The sequence below is a fragment of the Novosphingobium sp. genome (genome assembly GCF_019748365.1).
Classification (GTDB): Bacteria; Pseudomonadota; Alphaproteobacteria; order Sphingomonadales; family Sphingomonadaceae; genus Novosphingobium.
Window position 1 is genome coordinate 65106 of record NZ_JAIEPN010000035.1, and the last position, 16395, is coordinate 81500.

10 protein-coding genes are annotated in these 16395 nt (G+C 65.7%); 1 reads left to right on the forward strand and 9 read right to left on the reverse strand.

All coding sequences use genetic code 11. The features are described from left to right. Positions 1-9: 9 nt before the first annotated feature. The 9 genes from edd to K5Q19_RS05200 form a co-directional block, all read right to left on the reverse strand. Positions 10-1830 carry a phosphogluconate dehydratase gene (edd, locus tag K5Q19_RS05160; protein ID WP_292941886.1) on the reverse strand — a complete coding sequence of 607 codons (1821 nt, stop codon included), beginning with the start codon at positions 1828-1830 and terminating at the stop codon, positions 10-12. Continuing rightward, positions 1830-2441, reverse strand: coding sequence for a 6-phosphogluconolactonase (locus K5Q19_RS05165; RefSeq protein WP_292941888.1), 612 nt, complete (start codon positions 2439-2441; stop codon positions 1830-1832). The genes edd and K5Q19_RS05165 overlap by 1 nt, the downstream gene beginning before the upstream one ends. Continuing rightward, positions 2434-3882, reverse strand: coding sequence for a glucose-6-phosphate dehydrogenase (gene zwf / locus K5Q19_RS05170; RefSeq protein ID WP_292941890.1), 1449 nt, complete (start codon positions 3880-3882; stop codon positions 2434-2436). The genes K5Q19_RS05165 and zwf overlap by 8 nt, the downstream gene beginning before the upstream one ends. A 111-nt stretch (positions 3883-3993) precedes the next feature. Continuing rightward, a complete protein-coding gene (locus tag K5Q19_RS05175) occupies positions 3994-4896 on the reverse strand; it encodes an alpha/beta hydrolase-fold protein (RefSeq protein WP_292941892.1) in 903 nt (300 codons plus the stop codon). Positions 4897-4898: 2 nt separating this feature from the next. Next, entirely contained in the window at positions 4899-6965 is a 2067-nt protein-coding gene (locus tag K5Q19_RS05180) for a glycoside hydrolase family 97 protein (protein WP_292941894.1), read from the reverse strand. Between the two features lie 8 nt (positions 6966-6973). Beyond that, entirely contained in the window at positions 6974-8602 is a 1629-nt protein-coding gene (locus K5Q19_RS05185) for an alpha-glucosidase (protein WP_292941896.1), read from the reverse strand. Next, complete coding sequence (locus tag K5Q19_RS05190; RefSeq protein ID WP_292941898.1) at positions 8599-10446, reverse strand: alpha-amylase family glycosyl hydrolase; 1848 nt, start codon at positions 10444-10446, stop codon at positions 8599-8601. The genes K5Q19_RS05185 and K5Q19_RS05190 overlap by 4 nt, the downstream gene beginning before the upstream one ends. Beyond that, entirely contained in the window at positions 10443-11993 is a 1551-nt protein-coding gene (locus K5Q19_RS05195; RefSeq protein ID WP_292941900.1) for a tryptophan halogenase family protein, read from the reverse strand. The genes K5Q19_RS05190 and K5Q19_RS05195 overlap by 4 nt, the downstream gene beginning before the upstream one ends. Positions 11994-12206: 213 nt before the next feature. After that, positions 12207-15041, reverse strand: a complete 2835-nt coding sequence (locus tag K5Q19_RS05200) for a TonB-dependent receptor (RefSeq protein WP_292941902.1) — start codon at positions 15039-15041, stop codon at positions 12207-12209. Between the two features lie 308 nt (positions 15042-15349). Between K5Q19_RS05200 and K5Q19_RS05205 the strand changes: the two genes are divergently transcribed. Next, positions 15350-16384 (forward strand): LacI family DNA-binding transcriptional regulator, encoded by a 1035-nt coding sequence (locus K5Q19_RS05205; protein WP_292941904.1) that lies wholly within the window; start codon positions 15350-15352, stop codon positions 16382-16384. Positions 16385-16395: the final 11 nt, after the last annotated feature.

The following is a 16395-nucleotide window of genomic DNA, read 5'->3' on the forward strand; positions in this document are numbered from 1 at the left end:
ATCCTGCGCTCAAAGCCCGCCCAGCGCCAGCATGGCCGAACCGCCACGTTCGGCGGGATCGGCAAAATGTCGCATCATGGCGAAAAGCTCGCGGCCGACGCCGATCGCCTCTTCCGGTGCTTCGGCGGGCTGGCGGGCGGCCCATTCGGCTTCGTCCACCAGCGCCACGAGTTCGCCGCTCTCCGCGCAGACGCGCACCAGATCGCCATCCTTGAGAAGCGCGAGCGCGCCGCCTTTCTTGGCCTCGGGCGAAACATGGATCGCGGCGGGAACCTTGCCCGAAGCGCCCGACATGCGGCCATCAGTGACGAGCGCGACGCGGAAACCCCGGTCCTGCAGCACGCCGAGCGACGGGGTGAGCTTGTGCAGTTCGGGCATGCCATTGGCCGCCGGGCCCTGGAAGCGCACGACCACGACGACATCGCGTTCAAGTTCGCCCGCCTTGAACGCCTTGAGCACATCGTTCTGATCGGAGAACACGCGGCACGGTGCCTCGATGGTCCAGCGGGTGCGGTCTACCGCACTGACCTTGATCGTGCCGCGGCCGAGATTGCCATGAACGAGCCGCAGCCCACCTTCAGGCTGGAACGGATCGGCCACCGGTCGCAGCATCGCAGGATTGAGGGTTTCGGCAGGCGCCGGATCCCAGCGCAGCGTATCGCCATCGAGCACCGGCTGTTGGGCGCCTTCGAGCAGCGACGCGCCATAAACGGTGCGGATATCGCCGTGGGCGAGGCCATTCTCGATCAGCTCGCGGATCACGTAGGGCATGCCGCCCGCTTCGGCGAAACCGTTCACATCGCCCGAGCCATTGGGGTAGATGCTCGCGATCAGCGGCACGGCGCGGGAAAGCTCGTCCATATCGTCCCAGTCGATCTGCACACCGGCGGCGCGGGCGATCGCGGGAAGATGGATCACATGGTTGGTCGAGCCGCCCGTGGCGAGCAGGCCGACGATCGCATTGACGATGGCCTTTTCATCGACGCAGTGGCCCAGCGGGCGGTAGTCTTCGCCATCCCACGTGATTTCGGAAACGCGGTGGACGGCGGCGCGGGTCAGTTCCTGCCGCAGCTTGGTGCCGGGATTGACGAAGCTGGCGCCGGGCATGTGGAGGCCCATCATTTCCATCATCATCTGATTGGAATTGGCGGTGCCATAGAACGTGCAGGTGCCGGCGCTGTGGTAGCTTGCGCTCTCGCTTTCGAGCAGTTCCTCGCGCGTCGCCTTGCCCTCGGCATAGAGCTGGCGGATGCGCTGCTTTTCCTTGTTGGCAAGGCCCGTCTGCATCTGCCCAGCAGGCACGAGGATCGTAGGCAGGTGGCCGAAGCGCAGCGAACCGATGAGGAGGCCGGGCACGATCTTGTCGCAGATGCCGAGCAGCAGCGCCGCCTCGTACATGCCGTGGCTGAGGCCGACCGCGGTACCCATCGCAATATTGTCGCGGCTGAAGAGGGACAGCTCCATCGAGGCCTGGCCCTGCGTCACCCCGTCGCACATCGCGGGCACACCGCCGGCGACTTGCGCAGTGGCGCCGACCTCGCGGGCGAAGACCTTGATCTGCTCCGGGTAGCGGCCATAGGGCTGATGCGCCGAGAGCATGTCGTTGTAGGCGGTGATCACGCCGATATTGGTGCTCTTGCCGGTGCGCAGCGCGATCTTGTCGTCACCCGCCGCGGCGAAGCCATGCGCGAGATTGCCGCACGACAGCACATCGCGGTTGACCCCGGCATCGCGGGCGCGGGCGATCAGGTCGAGATAAGCGGCGCGCGTCGCGGCGCTGCGGGCTATGATACGGTCGGTGACCTTGGCGACGATGGGATTGAGAGGCATCAGGCGCTCCAGTAAATCGTGACAGGCGGTCCGTAGCCGCGCAGGAAATCGGAGACAGGATAGGCGTCGGACCCGGCGAGGACCTTCTCGATCAGCGCCTTCTTGGAGGCGCCGGTGACGACAAGGATGATCTCGCTCGTCGCCTTCAGCGCCCGCTTGTTGAGCGTCAGCCGGTCGAACGGCGCTTCGGGCGGCAGCGGGATCGGGGTGGTGGCGATCACGGTCGGGCCCGGGCGGACCAGCGCGTGCATGTGCGGGAACAGCGAGGCGACATGGCCGTCCTCGCCCATGCCGAGCCAGACGAGATCGAAGGGCTGAACCGGTGCGCCCTCTTCCAGACGCTCGAACACCGCGCCGGTTCCGGCGAGCGCGGCATGGAGCTTGCCGAAGTTGCTGGCGGGGTGATCATCGGGCACGCGGCGATCATCGGTGAGCGCAATCGTGGCGCCGGTCCAGTCGAGCTCCTGCTCCGCCAGCAGCGCGAAGACCTTGAGAGGAGTGGAACCGCCGGTGAAGGCGAGCCGCTTCGGGCCGGGATTAGCGAGCACGCGGGCGATATGCGCGGCGACTGCGGCGGCATCGCCGGGATCGGCCCAGCTGACCTCAGTCATGCCAGCTACGCCCGTCGCGCTCGGTGAGAGCAATGCCGGCATTCGGCCCCCAGCTGCCGGCGGGATAGGGCTTCACTTCAAGCTTGGTATCGGCCCAGACGCGGCGGATCGCATCGACCCAGGTCCACTGCGCCTCGACCTCGTCCCGCCGGACGAACAGCGTCTGCTCGCCCTCGATCAGATCGAGCAGCAGGCGTTCATAGGCAATGCGGCGGCGCGCCTTGGCAAAGGCAGTGGTGAGCGAGAGATCGAGATTGACCTCGCGCAGCACCACGCCGCCGCGATCGAGCCCCGGCTCCTTGGCCATGACCTGGAGGCGGACGTATTCCTCGGGCTGGAGGCGGATGACGAGGCGATTGGCCGCCAGCTTGCCGCCGCGCTGCGAGAAGATGTTGTGCGGCACGCCCTTGAACTGGACGACAATCTCGCTGCGCCGCTCGGCGAGCCGCTTGCCGTGTCGCAGATAGAACGGCACGCCCTGCCAGCGCCAGTTGTCGACATGCGCCTTGATCGCGACATAGGTCTCGGTGTCTGACGCGCCGCCGAGATCGTCGAGATAACCCGTGACTGCACTGCCGCCCACCGCACCCGCGCCATATTGCCCGCGCACCATTTCCTCGGCCTTGACCGGGCGGAGCGCGCGCAGGACCTTGACCTTCTCGTCGCGGATCGAGGTGGCGTCGAACTCGACCGGGGGCTCCATCGCGGTGAGCGCGACGAGCTGGAGCATATGGTTCTGCACCATATCGCGCAGCGCGCCGGTATCGTCGTAGAAGCCCTTGCGGCCTTCGAGGCCCACGGTTTCGCTGACGGTGATCTGCACGTGATCGATCCCGGCGCTGTTCCACAGCGGCTCGAACATCATGTTGGCAAAGCGCAGGGCGAGGAGGTTCTGGACGGTTTCCTTGCCGAGGTAGTGATCGATGCGGAAGATCTGCCGCTCGCTGAAACCGGCCGCCACCGCGTCGTTGATGCGGCGGCTGGAGGCGAGATCATTGCCGAGCGGCTTTTCGAGGCCGATGCGCACGCCTTCATGGGCGAGGCCGGCGAGGCGCAGGCCCTCGATGGTCGGCTCGAACAGCGCGGGCGCGGTCGAAAGGAAGATCGAGAGGCCGCACGAGGTATCGCCGAGCTTCTCGGCAAGCCCGGCAAAGCCTTCGGGCTTCGAGGCATCGAGCGTCTGGTATTCGAGCCGCTCGAGGAAGCTGGCCAGCCGCGTATCGTCGCGGCGGTCGGCGGGCAGGAACTCCAGCAGCGCCGCGCGCGCCATCTCGCGGAACTCGGCGTCATCATGGACCGAGCGCGCGGTGCCGACGATGCGCAAGGTGGGATCGATCAGGCCGTCTTCGTGCAGCGCATAGAGCGAGGGCAGCAGCATGCGCCGCGACAGATCACCGGTCGCGCCAAACAGGAGCAGGGCGGAACAGCTGGTGGCGGCCATCTATGGCAAACTCCTCATCCGGGCTGCTTCACGAAAGCGCCCGAAGGCTCCCTAGACCCGAATGCCTTGGGCTTCAGCACGCATAAGTATGCAAGTTGGAATGGACAAGCGTCAGCGCCGAAAGAGCCAGGCGAAGATCTCCGGCAGGCGCGCGGCCCAGGCGTTTTCCTCGTGCTCGGCGCCCGGGTAGACGCGGCTCTCGAAATCGCTGCCGCGCCGCCAGCCCAGCCTGACGAACTCGGCGTCGATCGGTTCCTGATACGGCGCGTAGAAGGCATCGAGCGTGGCGGTGCCGTGGTCCATCCAGATGCGCCGACCTGCAGGCGCACCGAGCGTGCGGTCGAAGAAGCCGGTCCACACCGCGAGCGTATCGGGATTGTAGCCCTTCACCGTATCGGGGCCGATGGCCGGCCAGTGCGAGCTGGCGCAGGCGGCCTGCCCATAGACATCCGGGCGCGCGGTGATGGCGTAGCAGCTCATCAGGCCGCCCATGCTGGAGCCGGCGATGGCGGTATCATCACGGCCCGGGCGCGTGCGGAAGGAGGCATCGACCCAGCTCTTGAGCGGCCCTGCCAGCCAGGCGAGATAAGCGTCCGAGATCACAGGGCCGCCCGCGATCTCGTCCATCTTCGCCTTGAGCGCGGGCGGCGCCGCATCATAGGCCGGTCGCGGGAGATACTGGCGGAAGCGGTCCTTGCCAGGGGCCCAGATGCCGACGATGATGCGGGGCTCGATCCCCTGCGCCATGACCTTGAGCATCGCCTTGTCGGCGGCCCAGATCTTGTTGAAATTGCTGTTCTTCAGGTCGAACAGATTGTGCCCGTCGTGCATGTAGAGGACGGGATAGCGCTTGGCGGACGCGTCATAGCCCGGCGGCAGCCAGATGGTGAGGCGCTGGGGCGGGAGGCCCGCCGCCTGCACTTCGGTATACTCGATGCGCCGCCCGGTATCCTCTTGCGCCGCCGCGAGCCCAGGCAGGAGCAGCGCGGCAAGCAGGAGGAGGAAGCGCCGCACGGTCACTTGCCCCGATGGAGCCGGATCGCCGCACCGCCGCCGGGGGCGAGCCATAGCGGAAGCTTGTCGCCCTTCTTCACCGTCATCGTCGCATAGGCGATCCTGTGGCGGGCATCGGTTGCGTAAGTCGCCCCTTCCCCGTCCTTCCAGATCGTCGCGGTATAAGTCTTGCCCGCATCGAGGAAGTCCATCGCAAGCGTGAGATCACGCGCGGTGGCATCGTTGACGCCGCCGACATACCAGTCCTCACTGTTGCGGTCCTTGCGCGCGAAGATCGCGTAATCGCCTACTTCGCCCGCGATCAGATGGCTTTCCGACCAGTCGGCGGGGACGGCGCGGATGAATTCCAGCTCCTTCGGATGCGCGGCGAGGCTCTCGATGAAGTCCGAGGCCATCTGGATCGGCGAGTAGATCGCGAGGTAGAGGCCGAGCTGCTTGGCGAGCGTCGAGGCGAGCGGCACGTGGTTTGCGCCTTCGAGGCTGAGCATGCCGGGGGTGAAGTCCATCGGCCCCGAAAGCATGCGGGTATAGACCAGCGTGGGCTCGTGGTCCGGCCCGTTGGCGAACTCGCCCCAGGCATTGTATTCCATGCCGCGCGCGCCTTCGCGGTCGATCCAGTTGGGGTATGTGCGGCGAAGGCCCGTATCCTTGACCGGTTCGTGCGCATCAATGGCGACCTGATACTTCGCGGCGGTTTCGACGACCTTCAGGTGGTGCTGCACGGTACGCTGGCCTTCGTGCCATTCCATGCGCACTTCGCCGGGCTTGTCGCCGGGGGCAATGATCCCGCCCGCATCCGCCACGTAGCCGGTCTTGACCGAATGCATGCCGAGCGACTGGTAGAGCTTCATCGCCGGTTCGAGCTGGGCTTCGTAGTTGGCGATATTCCCGCCGGTCTCGTTGTGGCCGATCAGCTGGACCTTGTTCTTCGCGGCATAAGCGGCGACCGCCTTGAGGTCGAAATCGGGCACCGCTTCGGTGAAGCTGAAGTCCTGCCCGTGGCCGAACCAGTCACCGTTCCAGCCCTTGTCCCAGCCTTCGACGAGCAGCCCGCCAAAGCCGTTCTTCGCGGCGAAATCGATGTACTGCTTCGCGCGCGCGGTCGTGGCGCCGTGGCGCGGACCTTCCGCCCATGTCCAGTCGCCGCGGATCATGCCCCACCAGATGCCGATGTACTTCATCGGCTTGAACCAGCTGACATCGCCGATCTTGTTGGGCTCGTTGAGATTGAGTTCGAGGTCGTTCTCGACAAGGCCCGCTGCGTTGTCGGCAATGCGGATCGTGCGCCAGGGGGTGTTGAACGGCAGATCGCGGATCACCGCGGCGCCGCGCGAGGAAGGCGCGAGCGTCGAGCGGAACAGCCGGCCTTCGGCGCGCTTGAAGTACATCGCCGCATAATCGACCAGCGCGGCTTCGTGGAACGCGAGGTGCGTGCCATCATCGAGGCGCATGGTGATCGGGGTCTGCGCGGTGGCGACGGCATCGATCGGCGTGCGCTGGTAGATCTGCTCCTCGCGGTTCCACTCGAGCCCCGCGACCCAGAACGCGGTGCCCGGCTGCGCGACATCGAACTCGGTCCATTCGTCGCCGATCTTCAGCGTCTTGATGCCGGGTTGTTCGGGCAGCTCGTAGCGGAAGCCAAAGCCGTTATCGAACAGGCGGAAGCGCACGTTCATGCGGCGGCCAGCATAGTCCGCGTTCTGCTCGAAGCGGACGAGCACTTCGTTGTGATGATCGCGCACGAAGCGCCGCTCGCCCCAGGGCTGTTCCCAGGTGCTGTCGGCGCTCGCGGTTTCGGAACCGGTGATGCGGAAGCCGCGCACCAGATTGAGCCCGTCGGTCAGCGTGAAGCCGAGCTTGGAGGCGCCTATCAGCAACTTGCCCTTGCGCGAGAGCGAGTAGACCGGACGATCTGCGCTGTCGGTGGTGACGGTGAGGACGAGGCTGCCATCGGGCGAGGCGGCGGTGACAACGGCCTTCTGCGGCGCGTTCTGCGCCTCTGCGGTGAGCGGGAGCAGCGTGGCAGCGGCCAGTGCCGCAAGCGCGGCCTTGCGGGTCAGATGGAACATCGGTCTGGTCATTCCTCGATCAGCAGGGCGCCGAATGGCGGCAGGGTGCCGGGGGCGGCGCCATTTACGGCGCTGAGAACACGGCCCGTAGGCGATGCGGCGGCAGGCCACGGCGCGGCGTGGTGCCCCATGTTGAACACACCGAGCACGCGCGAAGCTCCGGCGGTGCGACGGAACGCGAGCACGTTTCCTGCCGCATGCAGCAGAGTGAAATCGCCGGTGCGCAGCGCGGGGCTTGCCTTGCGCAGCGCGAGCAGCGCGCGCGTCAGATGCAGCAGTGAGGCGGGATCGGCCTCTTGCCGGTCGACCGCGCGGGTGTGGTTGTCATCCCCCAGCGGCAGCCACGGCTGGCCGGTGGTGAAGCCGCCCTGCTCGTCTTGTGCCTGCCATGGCAGCGGGGTGCGCGCGCCATCGCGCGAGAGAGTGAGGGGCCAGTTGGCGATCGCCTCGGGATCCTGAATCTGCTCGAAGGGAATATCGACCTGCGTCAGGCCGAGTTCCTCGCCTTGATAAATGATGATGTTACCGCGCAGCGCGGCAAGCAGCATGGCCTTCATCCGCCCGAAGGCCTCGACATCCTGCGGTGCGCACCAACGCGAGAGCGCGCGGGGGGCGTCGTGGTTCTCGAAGGCCCAGCTTGGCCAGCCCTTGCCCGGCGTATCGGGCCATTTGGCCTGCGTATCTGCCACGAGCTGAGGCGTCAGGCGGTCGGCATAGAGGAAGTCGAAGCCGTAGGCGCTGTTGAGGCGGTCATCCCCGGCAGTGAATTCCTGCATCTCGGTCTCGGCGAGATCGCCACCGACTTCGGCGAGCGTGAACACCGCGCCGTAGCGGTCGCACAGGCTGCGCAGCCGCTCGATGAAGCCCACGATGCCGGGGTGAGACTGGTTGTAGATCTTGAGCTGGTAGTCGAACGGCCGGGTGCGGCGGCGGCCATCATAGGGCGCGGGCGGATTGTTGCGCAGGCCCGGGTCGTGCATCAGGAAATTGAGCGCATCGATGCGGAAACCGTCGACGCCGCGGTCGAGCCAGAACTGCATCACGCCCAGCAGCGCTTCCTGCACTGCCGGGTTGTGCGCGTTGATCTGCGGCTGGCTGCTGAGGAAATTGTGAAGGTAATACTGGCAGCGACGCGCATCCCACGTCCACGCCGGGCCGCCGAAGACCGACTGCCAGTTGCTGGGCGGCGAGCCATCCTCCTGCGGATCGGCCCAGACGTACCAGTCGGCGCGCGGGTTGTCGCGGCTCTGGCGGCTTTCCTCGAACCACGGATGCTGGTCCGAGGTATGGGCATAGACCTGATCGATCGTTACCTTGAGGCCGAGCTCATGCGCGCGGGCGACCATCCTGTCGAAGTCTGCCAGCGTGCCGAAGATCGGATCGACATCGCAGTAATCCGCCACGTCATAGCCGAAATCGCGCATCGGCGAAGTGAAGAAGGGCGAAACCCAGATCGCATCGACACCCAGCGCGGCGACATGATCGAGCCGCGCGGTGATCCCCGGCAGATCGCCGATCCCGTCGCCGTTCGCATCGCAGAAGCTGCGCGGATAGATCTGGTAGATGGCCGCACCGCGCCACCACGGGAGTTCCTGGGCGGCGGGTACGGGGTGGGCCTTGGCGGTCGCTTTGGTCATCGGGTCGTCTGGGTCCCTGGGGAGGAAGGGAGAAGGCGGCACACCGCGCTGCCGAACGCGGGGAGATCGAGCATGACGCTGCCCGGTGCGGCAATGCGCGCGGGGCAGGCGCCGAACAGCGTTTCAAGCTTTTCCGCCGAGGCACCGACCAGGCTTGCAGCATGGATCGGCGCATCGGAGGTGTTGAAAGCGATGAGATACTCGGCGCCGGTTTCCGGATCGAAGCGCGAGACGCTGAACAGACCGGGCGTTTCGGCATAGCCGCGCACCACCTGCCGTCCGCGTGCCAGCGCGGGATGCGCGGCGCGCAGGGCCGCAAGATCACGGATCAGCCGGTAGAAGGGGTGCGCGGGATCGAAGTGATCCGCAGCAGCCGGGCGGGTCGCTTCGAGAACGGGATTGTCGAGGTAGCTCGGCGTTTGCGAGGGGAACATGTCCTCGCGCGCGTCGGTATCGTTGCCATCGCCGACGAAGCCCTGCTCGTCGCCGTAGTAGATCACCGGCGAGCCGCGCAAGGTGAGCAGCATGACATGGGCGAGCCGGACGCGCGCCTCAAGTTCAGCCTGGCCGATGCCGGGGCGATCATGGCGGATCAGCGAGGAGAAGCGGCCCATGTCGTGATTGCCGAGGAACGTCGGCATGGCCAGCGCGGCCTGCTCGCCGCCTTCGTAGAGCACGTCGCCGTCGAACAGGTCAGCCAGCATGCTGGTGCCCTTGCCCTGCCCCAGCACCGCGCGGACCGAGGCTTGGAACGCGAAATCGAGCACCGCCGGATAGCCATCGCGCCGGGTGTACTGCGCAATGAAACCGTTGCTCGGCTCTTCCCGCGCGACTTCGCCGAAGATCGTGAAGTTCGGGATGCCCCTGGCTTTGGCGGCTTCAAGCATAGGCGGAATGAACGCCTGCCAGAAGCCGGGATCGACATGGCGCGCCGTGTCGATCCGGTAGCCGTCGATGCCGAAATCCTCGATCCATTGCTTGTAGATAGCGATCATGCCCTCGCGCACGCGCGGGTGTTCGGTGAACAGGTCATCCAGACCGACGAAATCACCGAAACGGCTGCTTTCGCCGGTAAAGGTGGTGTTGCCGCGGTTGTGGTAGAACGCGGGATCGTTGAGCCAAGCGGGTACTTTCACGCGCTCTTCGCCAGCGGGGACGAAGGGCGTGTAAGCGAACGTGGGATCGGTGAGCTTGGCGAAGTTGGCGGGCGAGGAGTCCTCATCGCCGGCAAAACCGGGATTGATCGCCGGACCGCCCGTGCCGCCCTTGCGCGCATAAGGGTAGTCCGCGCGGGAGCGATAGGCATAGGGGACCGGACCGCCCTGCTCCCGGTACTGGATCACGTCCGCCGTGTGGTTGGCAATGATGTCCATGTAGACCTTGAGCCCGCGCGCATGGGCGGCATCGACCAGCGCCTTGAAATCGGCATTGGAGCCGAAGTGCGGATCGACGCGGGTGAAATCGGTGATCCAGTAGCCGTGGTAGCCCGCGCTCTCCAGCCCGGGGCCGCCTTGCACCGGCTTGTTCTGGAACACCGGGCCGACCCAGACCGCGGTCGCGCCGAGGCCCTTGATGTAATCGAGCCGCTGGAGCAGCCCCTTGAGATCGCCGCCGTGGTAAAAGCTCTTGGTGGCGGGGTCGAAGCCGGTCTTGAGCCGATCGCCCTTGAGGCCCCCGCGATCATTGGCGGTATCGCCGTTCTCGAACCGGTCGGGCAGCAGAAAATAGATCACCTCGCCCGCTGCCGGACGCGCGCGAATGGCCTCGATCGGCACCTCGGCGCGGGCCGGCGCACTCGCCAGTGCCAGCGCAGCCAGCGCGGCAAGGCGGGCCGAGCGCTTCATGCAGCAGCGCCCAGGTTGAGCGACGGCGCGGCGCAGTGGCGCGCGATGAAATCGGCGTGACCGGGATAGCGCGCAACCTCGCGGGTATAGAGCGCGTTCAGCGTTTCGAGGTAGGACGTGAGGTCGGCCTCGTCGATCGTGTCTGCCAGCGCATGGCTGCGTTCGGGCACGATGCCCTGCCCGGCCATAACCTGGAACCAGCCCACTTCGCCGAACAGCTCGTCGCCATGGCGGAAGATGTGGCCATTGGCGCGGAACAGCTCGATCCGCTCGGCGAGGCTGTCGGGCAGCGGCATTTCGCGGCACGCCTGCCAGAACGGTTCGGGCCGCTGGTTCACGTGGTAGTGCAGCACGATGAAATCGCGGATGCGCTCCATCTCGAACGTGAACTGACGGTTGTACTCGTCGCGCGCGACCTGCGTCTGGTCCTTGCCGGGGAGGAACTTGAGGATGCGCGAGATGGCCGACTGGATGAGGTGAATGCTGGTCGATTCCAGCGGTTCGAGGAAGCCGCTGGAAAGGCCGACCGCGATCACGTTTCCGCGCCACGCCTCGGTGCGGCGTCCGGTGGTGAAGCGGATGGGGCGTGGATCGGCCAGCGCGGGCGCATCGAGATGCGCGAGCAGGCTCTCCGCCGCCTCGTCGTCCGAGGTGAAAGCGCTGCAATAGACGCGGCCGTTGCCGGTGCGATGCTGCAGCGGAATGCGCCATTGCCAACCTGCCGCGTGCGCGGTGGCGCGGGTATAAGGCGTGAAGTCTTCCACCCGCCCGCTCGGCACCGCCAGCGCGCGGTCGCAGGGCAGCCAGTTGGTCCAGTCGACATAACCCGCGCCCATGGTGCCGCCGATGAGGAGGCCGCGGAAACCGGTGCAATCGATGAAGAGGTCGCCGGAAATCTCTTCACCAGAGGCGAGGACAAGCGATGTGATGTCGCCGTTGAGCGGATCCTGCCGGACCTCGCCGATCCTGCCTTCGCGGCGCGTGACACCCCGGCTTTCCGCGAACTGGCGCAGGAAAGCGGCATAGAGCCCCGCATCGAAGTGGAAGGCATGCGGCATTTCGGGGACATTGCGGCTGGTAAGCGGCCCCCCGCGATGCATGCGCCCCGCGCGCGCGGCGACTTCGTTGATGGCATAATCGCCATGCGGGCCGGCAATGCCGAGACGGCGGCCGCGCGACCAGTAGTGATGGAAGGCGCAAAGCCCGAGATCGCGGCCGACATCGCCGAAGGCGTGCATGTAGCGCTCGCCCGGTGCGCCCCAGCCAACGAACTCGATCGCCAGCTTGAAGGTCGCCTGCGTCGCGCGGATAAAGGCATCTTCATCGAGGCCGAGCGCCTGGTTGAACATGCGGATCTGGGGGATCGTTGCTTCGCCAACGCCGACTGTGCCGATCTCTTCGGATTCGACTAGCGTGACGGTGAAGCCGGTATCAAGGAAGTGCCCGAAGGCTGCCGCTACCATCCACCCGGCCGTGCCGCCGCCAGCCACGACGATGCGCACCGGACCGGGGTCACTCGCGCTGCCGCTGGTCTCAGTGCTGCTCATCGCAGGCTCCCTGTGGTCCGAATGATGGGGCGGTCCGGATGGTGAATCTCGCCACCGCTTGGCAGTCCGCCGCGAAGGCAGACGCGGCGCGGCGGGCGCGGCTGACCGAAGTGCGGGCAACCAGCCAAGGTGTCTTGTTGGTTTCAGGCATCGGCGGAGGGTACCGGGCGGATGGACTTGCAGCAAGCCATCCGCCCGAACCCCGCATAGGTATTAGAACTTGTAGCTGACGCTCACGTAGTATTCGCGGCCATAGCGCTGATAGTCGATCACCTGACGCGGATCGTCGTTCTGGAAAGTGATGAACGGGCGATCGGTGAGGTTGCGCGCCTGGAACAGGATGGCCAGACCGTCGAGCTTCGTACCGGGCTGGAACTCATAACCGACCTGTGCATCGAGAATGCCCTCAGCCTTCGCAGTGCGGTAGGTCGGGTTGGCCGACAGACCCGCGACTTCCGCCAGGAACTTCGCACGATAGCGATACGAAGCGCGCAGCTGGACGCCATGCTTTTCATAGTAGAGCGAGGCGTTGCCAACCCAGTCCGACAAGCCCGGCAGCGTGATCGGGCCACTGTTATCGCCCAACCGGATCGTGCTGTCGGTGTACGAGCCGCTGCCGTAGAAGCCGAAGCCGTCAAGCGAGGGCGTGAGCAACGAGAAGGGCAGCGAGACCGTGATTTCAGCACCCTTCAGCGAGCCCCTGCCGTCGTTCAGCGGCTGCGAGACGACACCCTGCGTGGTGGCCAGCTGGTTGCGGATCTCCGGTGGCAGCGCAGCCGCGACGATGGCAAAGTCGAACGGCAGGTTCCGCTGCGGATTCACGAAGTCGGTCAAGCGCTTGTAGTAGCCCGCGACCGAAACGTACCCGCCCTTGGGGAAATAGTGCTCGATCGACAGGTCAACGTTGGCCGAGCGGTAGGGACGCAGCTCCGCGTTGCCACCCCGCGACTGGAAGAACGGCCGCAGCGGATCGTTCGCCGTGATGTTCTGGAAGTTGAAGGACAGTTCCTGGTTCACGCGCTCCTGATCAAGGCGCGGGCGGACCATGCTGAGCGACCCCGCCAGCTTGACGTAGGTGGCATCGGCCACCTCGAGCGCAAAGTTCGCGCTGGGCAGCACCCGCCAGAACTTGGCGCCGCCAACGGCCGGAACCACAAGCACATTTCCGGTAGCCGAGTCGAAGCGCGAGATCGAGCCCCGCGAGCTCTGGTCGGTATAGACGGCCTGAACACCGACCGACCCGGTCAGCTTCTTTCCGCCGACATCACCGTCCAGCTTAATCATGCCATAGGCGGTCCAGACCTTCTCGGTAATGGTGTTGTCACGGACCAGCGATTCCGGACGGTTGTCGAAGACCGACGCCAGCGAATTGTTGACGAGATAGAGCGGGTTGAGCGCCAGCATCTGTGGCACGCCGAGGTAAGCAAGCGGCACGGTACCGATGATGGCTTCCCGCGGGATCGGCGCGAACTGCGGGGTGCCGCTATCCACCGAACAGTTGCTGCCGGCGCCATCGGGGCACAGGAAGAACGAGGTGAATGCCGAGACCTTCTTGCGGCGGCTGAAGTTGCCGCCGACCTGCCAACCGGCGATCGGACCAGCTCCTTCGATCGAACCATCGAGGTCGGCGCGCAGCGAGATGAGGTCGTCCTTGAACTTCGGACGGTTGAGGAAGCCCGCCTGCACGACGGCGCGGGTGCCGTTGTAGCCCCAGCCACGCGGGTCGGTCAGGCCGAACAGTGTGCTGTCTGCATAGTTCAAGGTCGGCACGATGCGGAACGTGCCGTTCGGGTTGGCCGAGACGTTGACCGTGTCACTTGCACCGCTCAGGCCGTAGCCGGTGCCGGTGTAGGTCTCGAGAAGATCGTCGGTGCGCTTGGCCAGGCTGTACGCCGCATCGAGGTTGAGATTTATCTTGTCGCTGAGCTTGATCTGGTTGTTCCAGCCCACCGAGAAGTTGTCGGCATCGCGGAAGTTGCGGTCGTTGCGCTGGACGGCATGAACGCCCGAGAAAGTCGCGCTGGTCACAAGGCCGTTGCTGGCCTGGAGATTGGTCGCGACGGTGCCGCCGTCACCCCACGCCAGCGGGAACTCGATGCCGCGCAGGAGCTGGGTTTCCTTGAACTTCGAATAGAGCACATCGAGCGTCGAATGGAAGTTGTCGCTCGGTTGATATTCCAGCGTGACGATCGCGCCGTAACGCTCCAGCTTGTTCGACTGCACGTAGGGCTTGGCACCGCCGAGGATGAGATCGCTGTCGCTGGTCCGGACCGGGATCTGCGCGCCGGTCTGGTTCTGTCGCGGGAAGCCCCAGGCATTGTAGCGCTCGATCTGGGTCGGCGCGCTTGTTGCCGAAAGACCGATCGCGATGCCGAAGGTGTCGTTGGCAAACTTGTCCACGTATGCCGCAGTGGCGCGGTAGCCATAGCGGGTGCCGTCGGGGTTCAGCTTGTTCTGCCCGTTGAGCTGGCCGCGCAGCTGCAGTGCGACGATGCGGTCCTTCTGCGAGAGCGGACGAAGCATGCGCAGGTCGACCGTGCCGGCGATACCGGCGGCAACCAGTGACGGCGTCGGGGCCTTGTAGACAACGACGTTCTTGAAGAATTCGGCCGGATACTGGTCGTATTCGACGCCGCGGTTGTCACCGACGGTGACCTGCTCGCGGCCGTTCAGCAGGGTGGTGCCGAAGTCGGGACCAAGGCCGCGGATCGAGAGGCGCTGGTCGCGGCCTTCGAGGCGCTGCGAGGTGACGCCGGGCAGACGGGCCAGCGAGTCCGCGATCGACACGTCGGGCAGCTTGCCGATGTCTTCGGACGAAAGCGCCTCGACGATGGTCGGCGCGACGCGCTTGATCGAGGCCGCAGCGTTGAGCGAGCCGCGGTAGCCAGTGACGACCATCGGAGTCTCATCGACCATCGCGTTGGCGTTGGCGTCGGCCTCAGGCGCCGGCGAGGCGGTCGTCTGCGCAAAAGCAGGCGCGGCAGCAAGAGCGGCAGCGGTCAGCGCGATGGCCGAACTGCCGAGCGTAAAAAGGGTGTGCTTAGCCATGGAAATCAGATCTCCCCCATGCGGCCAGATCGTGGCCTCTACGTTGTCGGAACGCGATTTTTTCGCATTCAGTACGAGGTGTTGGGTAGAACCGGCCTGCTCGGACACGAATATGGCATACGTATACCATCGGGATTCCGCGGGGTTAGCGCACTCCATGAGGCCAAATCGCCACGCTTCAGACCTGCCGGACTCGCCGAAGGCACTGAGTCCTAGGGGGCAATTGCATCCATGCATTTCCATGCGTAAGCTACCAACCTGCCGACCATGCGGGGAAAACCGCGGCGGCGTGGAGGAGGTTGCACGCGATGGGCCGCAGGCCTTCCAACAAGCCGACCAGTTTCGACATCGCCTATCTGGCGGGGGTTTCGCAGCCGACGGTGAGCCGGGCGCTGCGCGGCAGCAAGTCGGTCAGCCTCGCCACGCGGCAGAAGATCGAGGCGATTGCTAGGCAGCTGGGCTATACGGTCGACAAGAACGCATCCTCGCTGCGCTCGCAGCGCTCGAACACGCTGGCGCTGCTGTTTTTTGAGGATCCGACCCCTGACGAATCCGGCATCAATCCCTTCTTTCTGGCAATGCTCGGCTCGATCACGCGGCACTGCGCGGCGCGAGGGCTTGATCTGCTCATTTCGTTCCAGCGGCTCGATGATGACTGGCACAAGCGGTATCAGGATAGCCACCGGGCCGATGGGCTGATCCTGCTCGGCTACGGCGATTACACGCTCTACGAAAGCCGGCTGCGCCAATTGGTGCGCAGCGGCGCGCATTTCGTGCGCTGGGGCGCGGTGGAGCCCGACACCATTGGCGCTACGGTCGGATCCGACAATTTCGGTGCGGGGCGGCTCGCGGGTGAGCATCTGCTGGCGCGCGGGCGGCGGAAAATCGCGTTTCTGGGGCAGGCGGACAGCCATTATCCCGAGTTCAAGAACCGCTATGAAGGCCTTTTGCGCGCGGTGGAAACGGCGGGGCTGACGCATGATCCGGACCTTGTCGTACCGGCCATTTCCTCGGAGGAACTGGGCTACCAGGCCGCGCGCAAGCTGCTCGCCAGTGGCAAGCCGTTCGATGCAGTCTTTGCCGCCAGCGACCTGATCGCCATCGGCGCGATGCGCGCGCTGGCCGAGGCAGGGCTCAGCGTTCCCGGCGATGTCGCGGTGGTCGGTTTCGACGATATTCCGGCGGCGAGCCTCACGTCGCCCCCGCTCACCACCGTGATGCAGGACATGCGCCACGCCGGTGTGGCGCTGGTCGAGACGGTCATGGCGCAAGTCGAGGACAAGCCGCCGCCCTCGCCCTTCCTGCCCACCCGCCTCGTCGTGCGCGGCAGCACCGGCGGATAATCCTGCGCTGC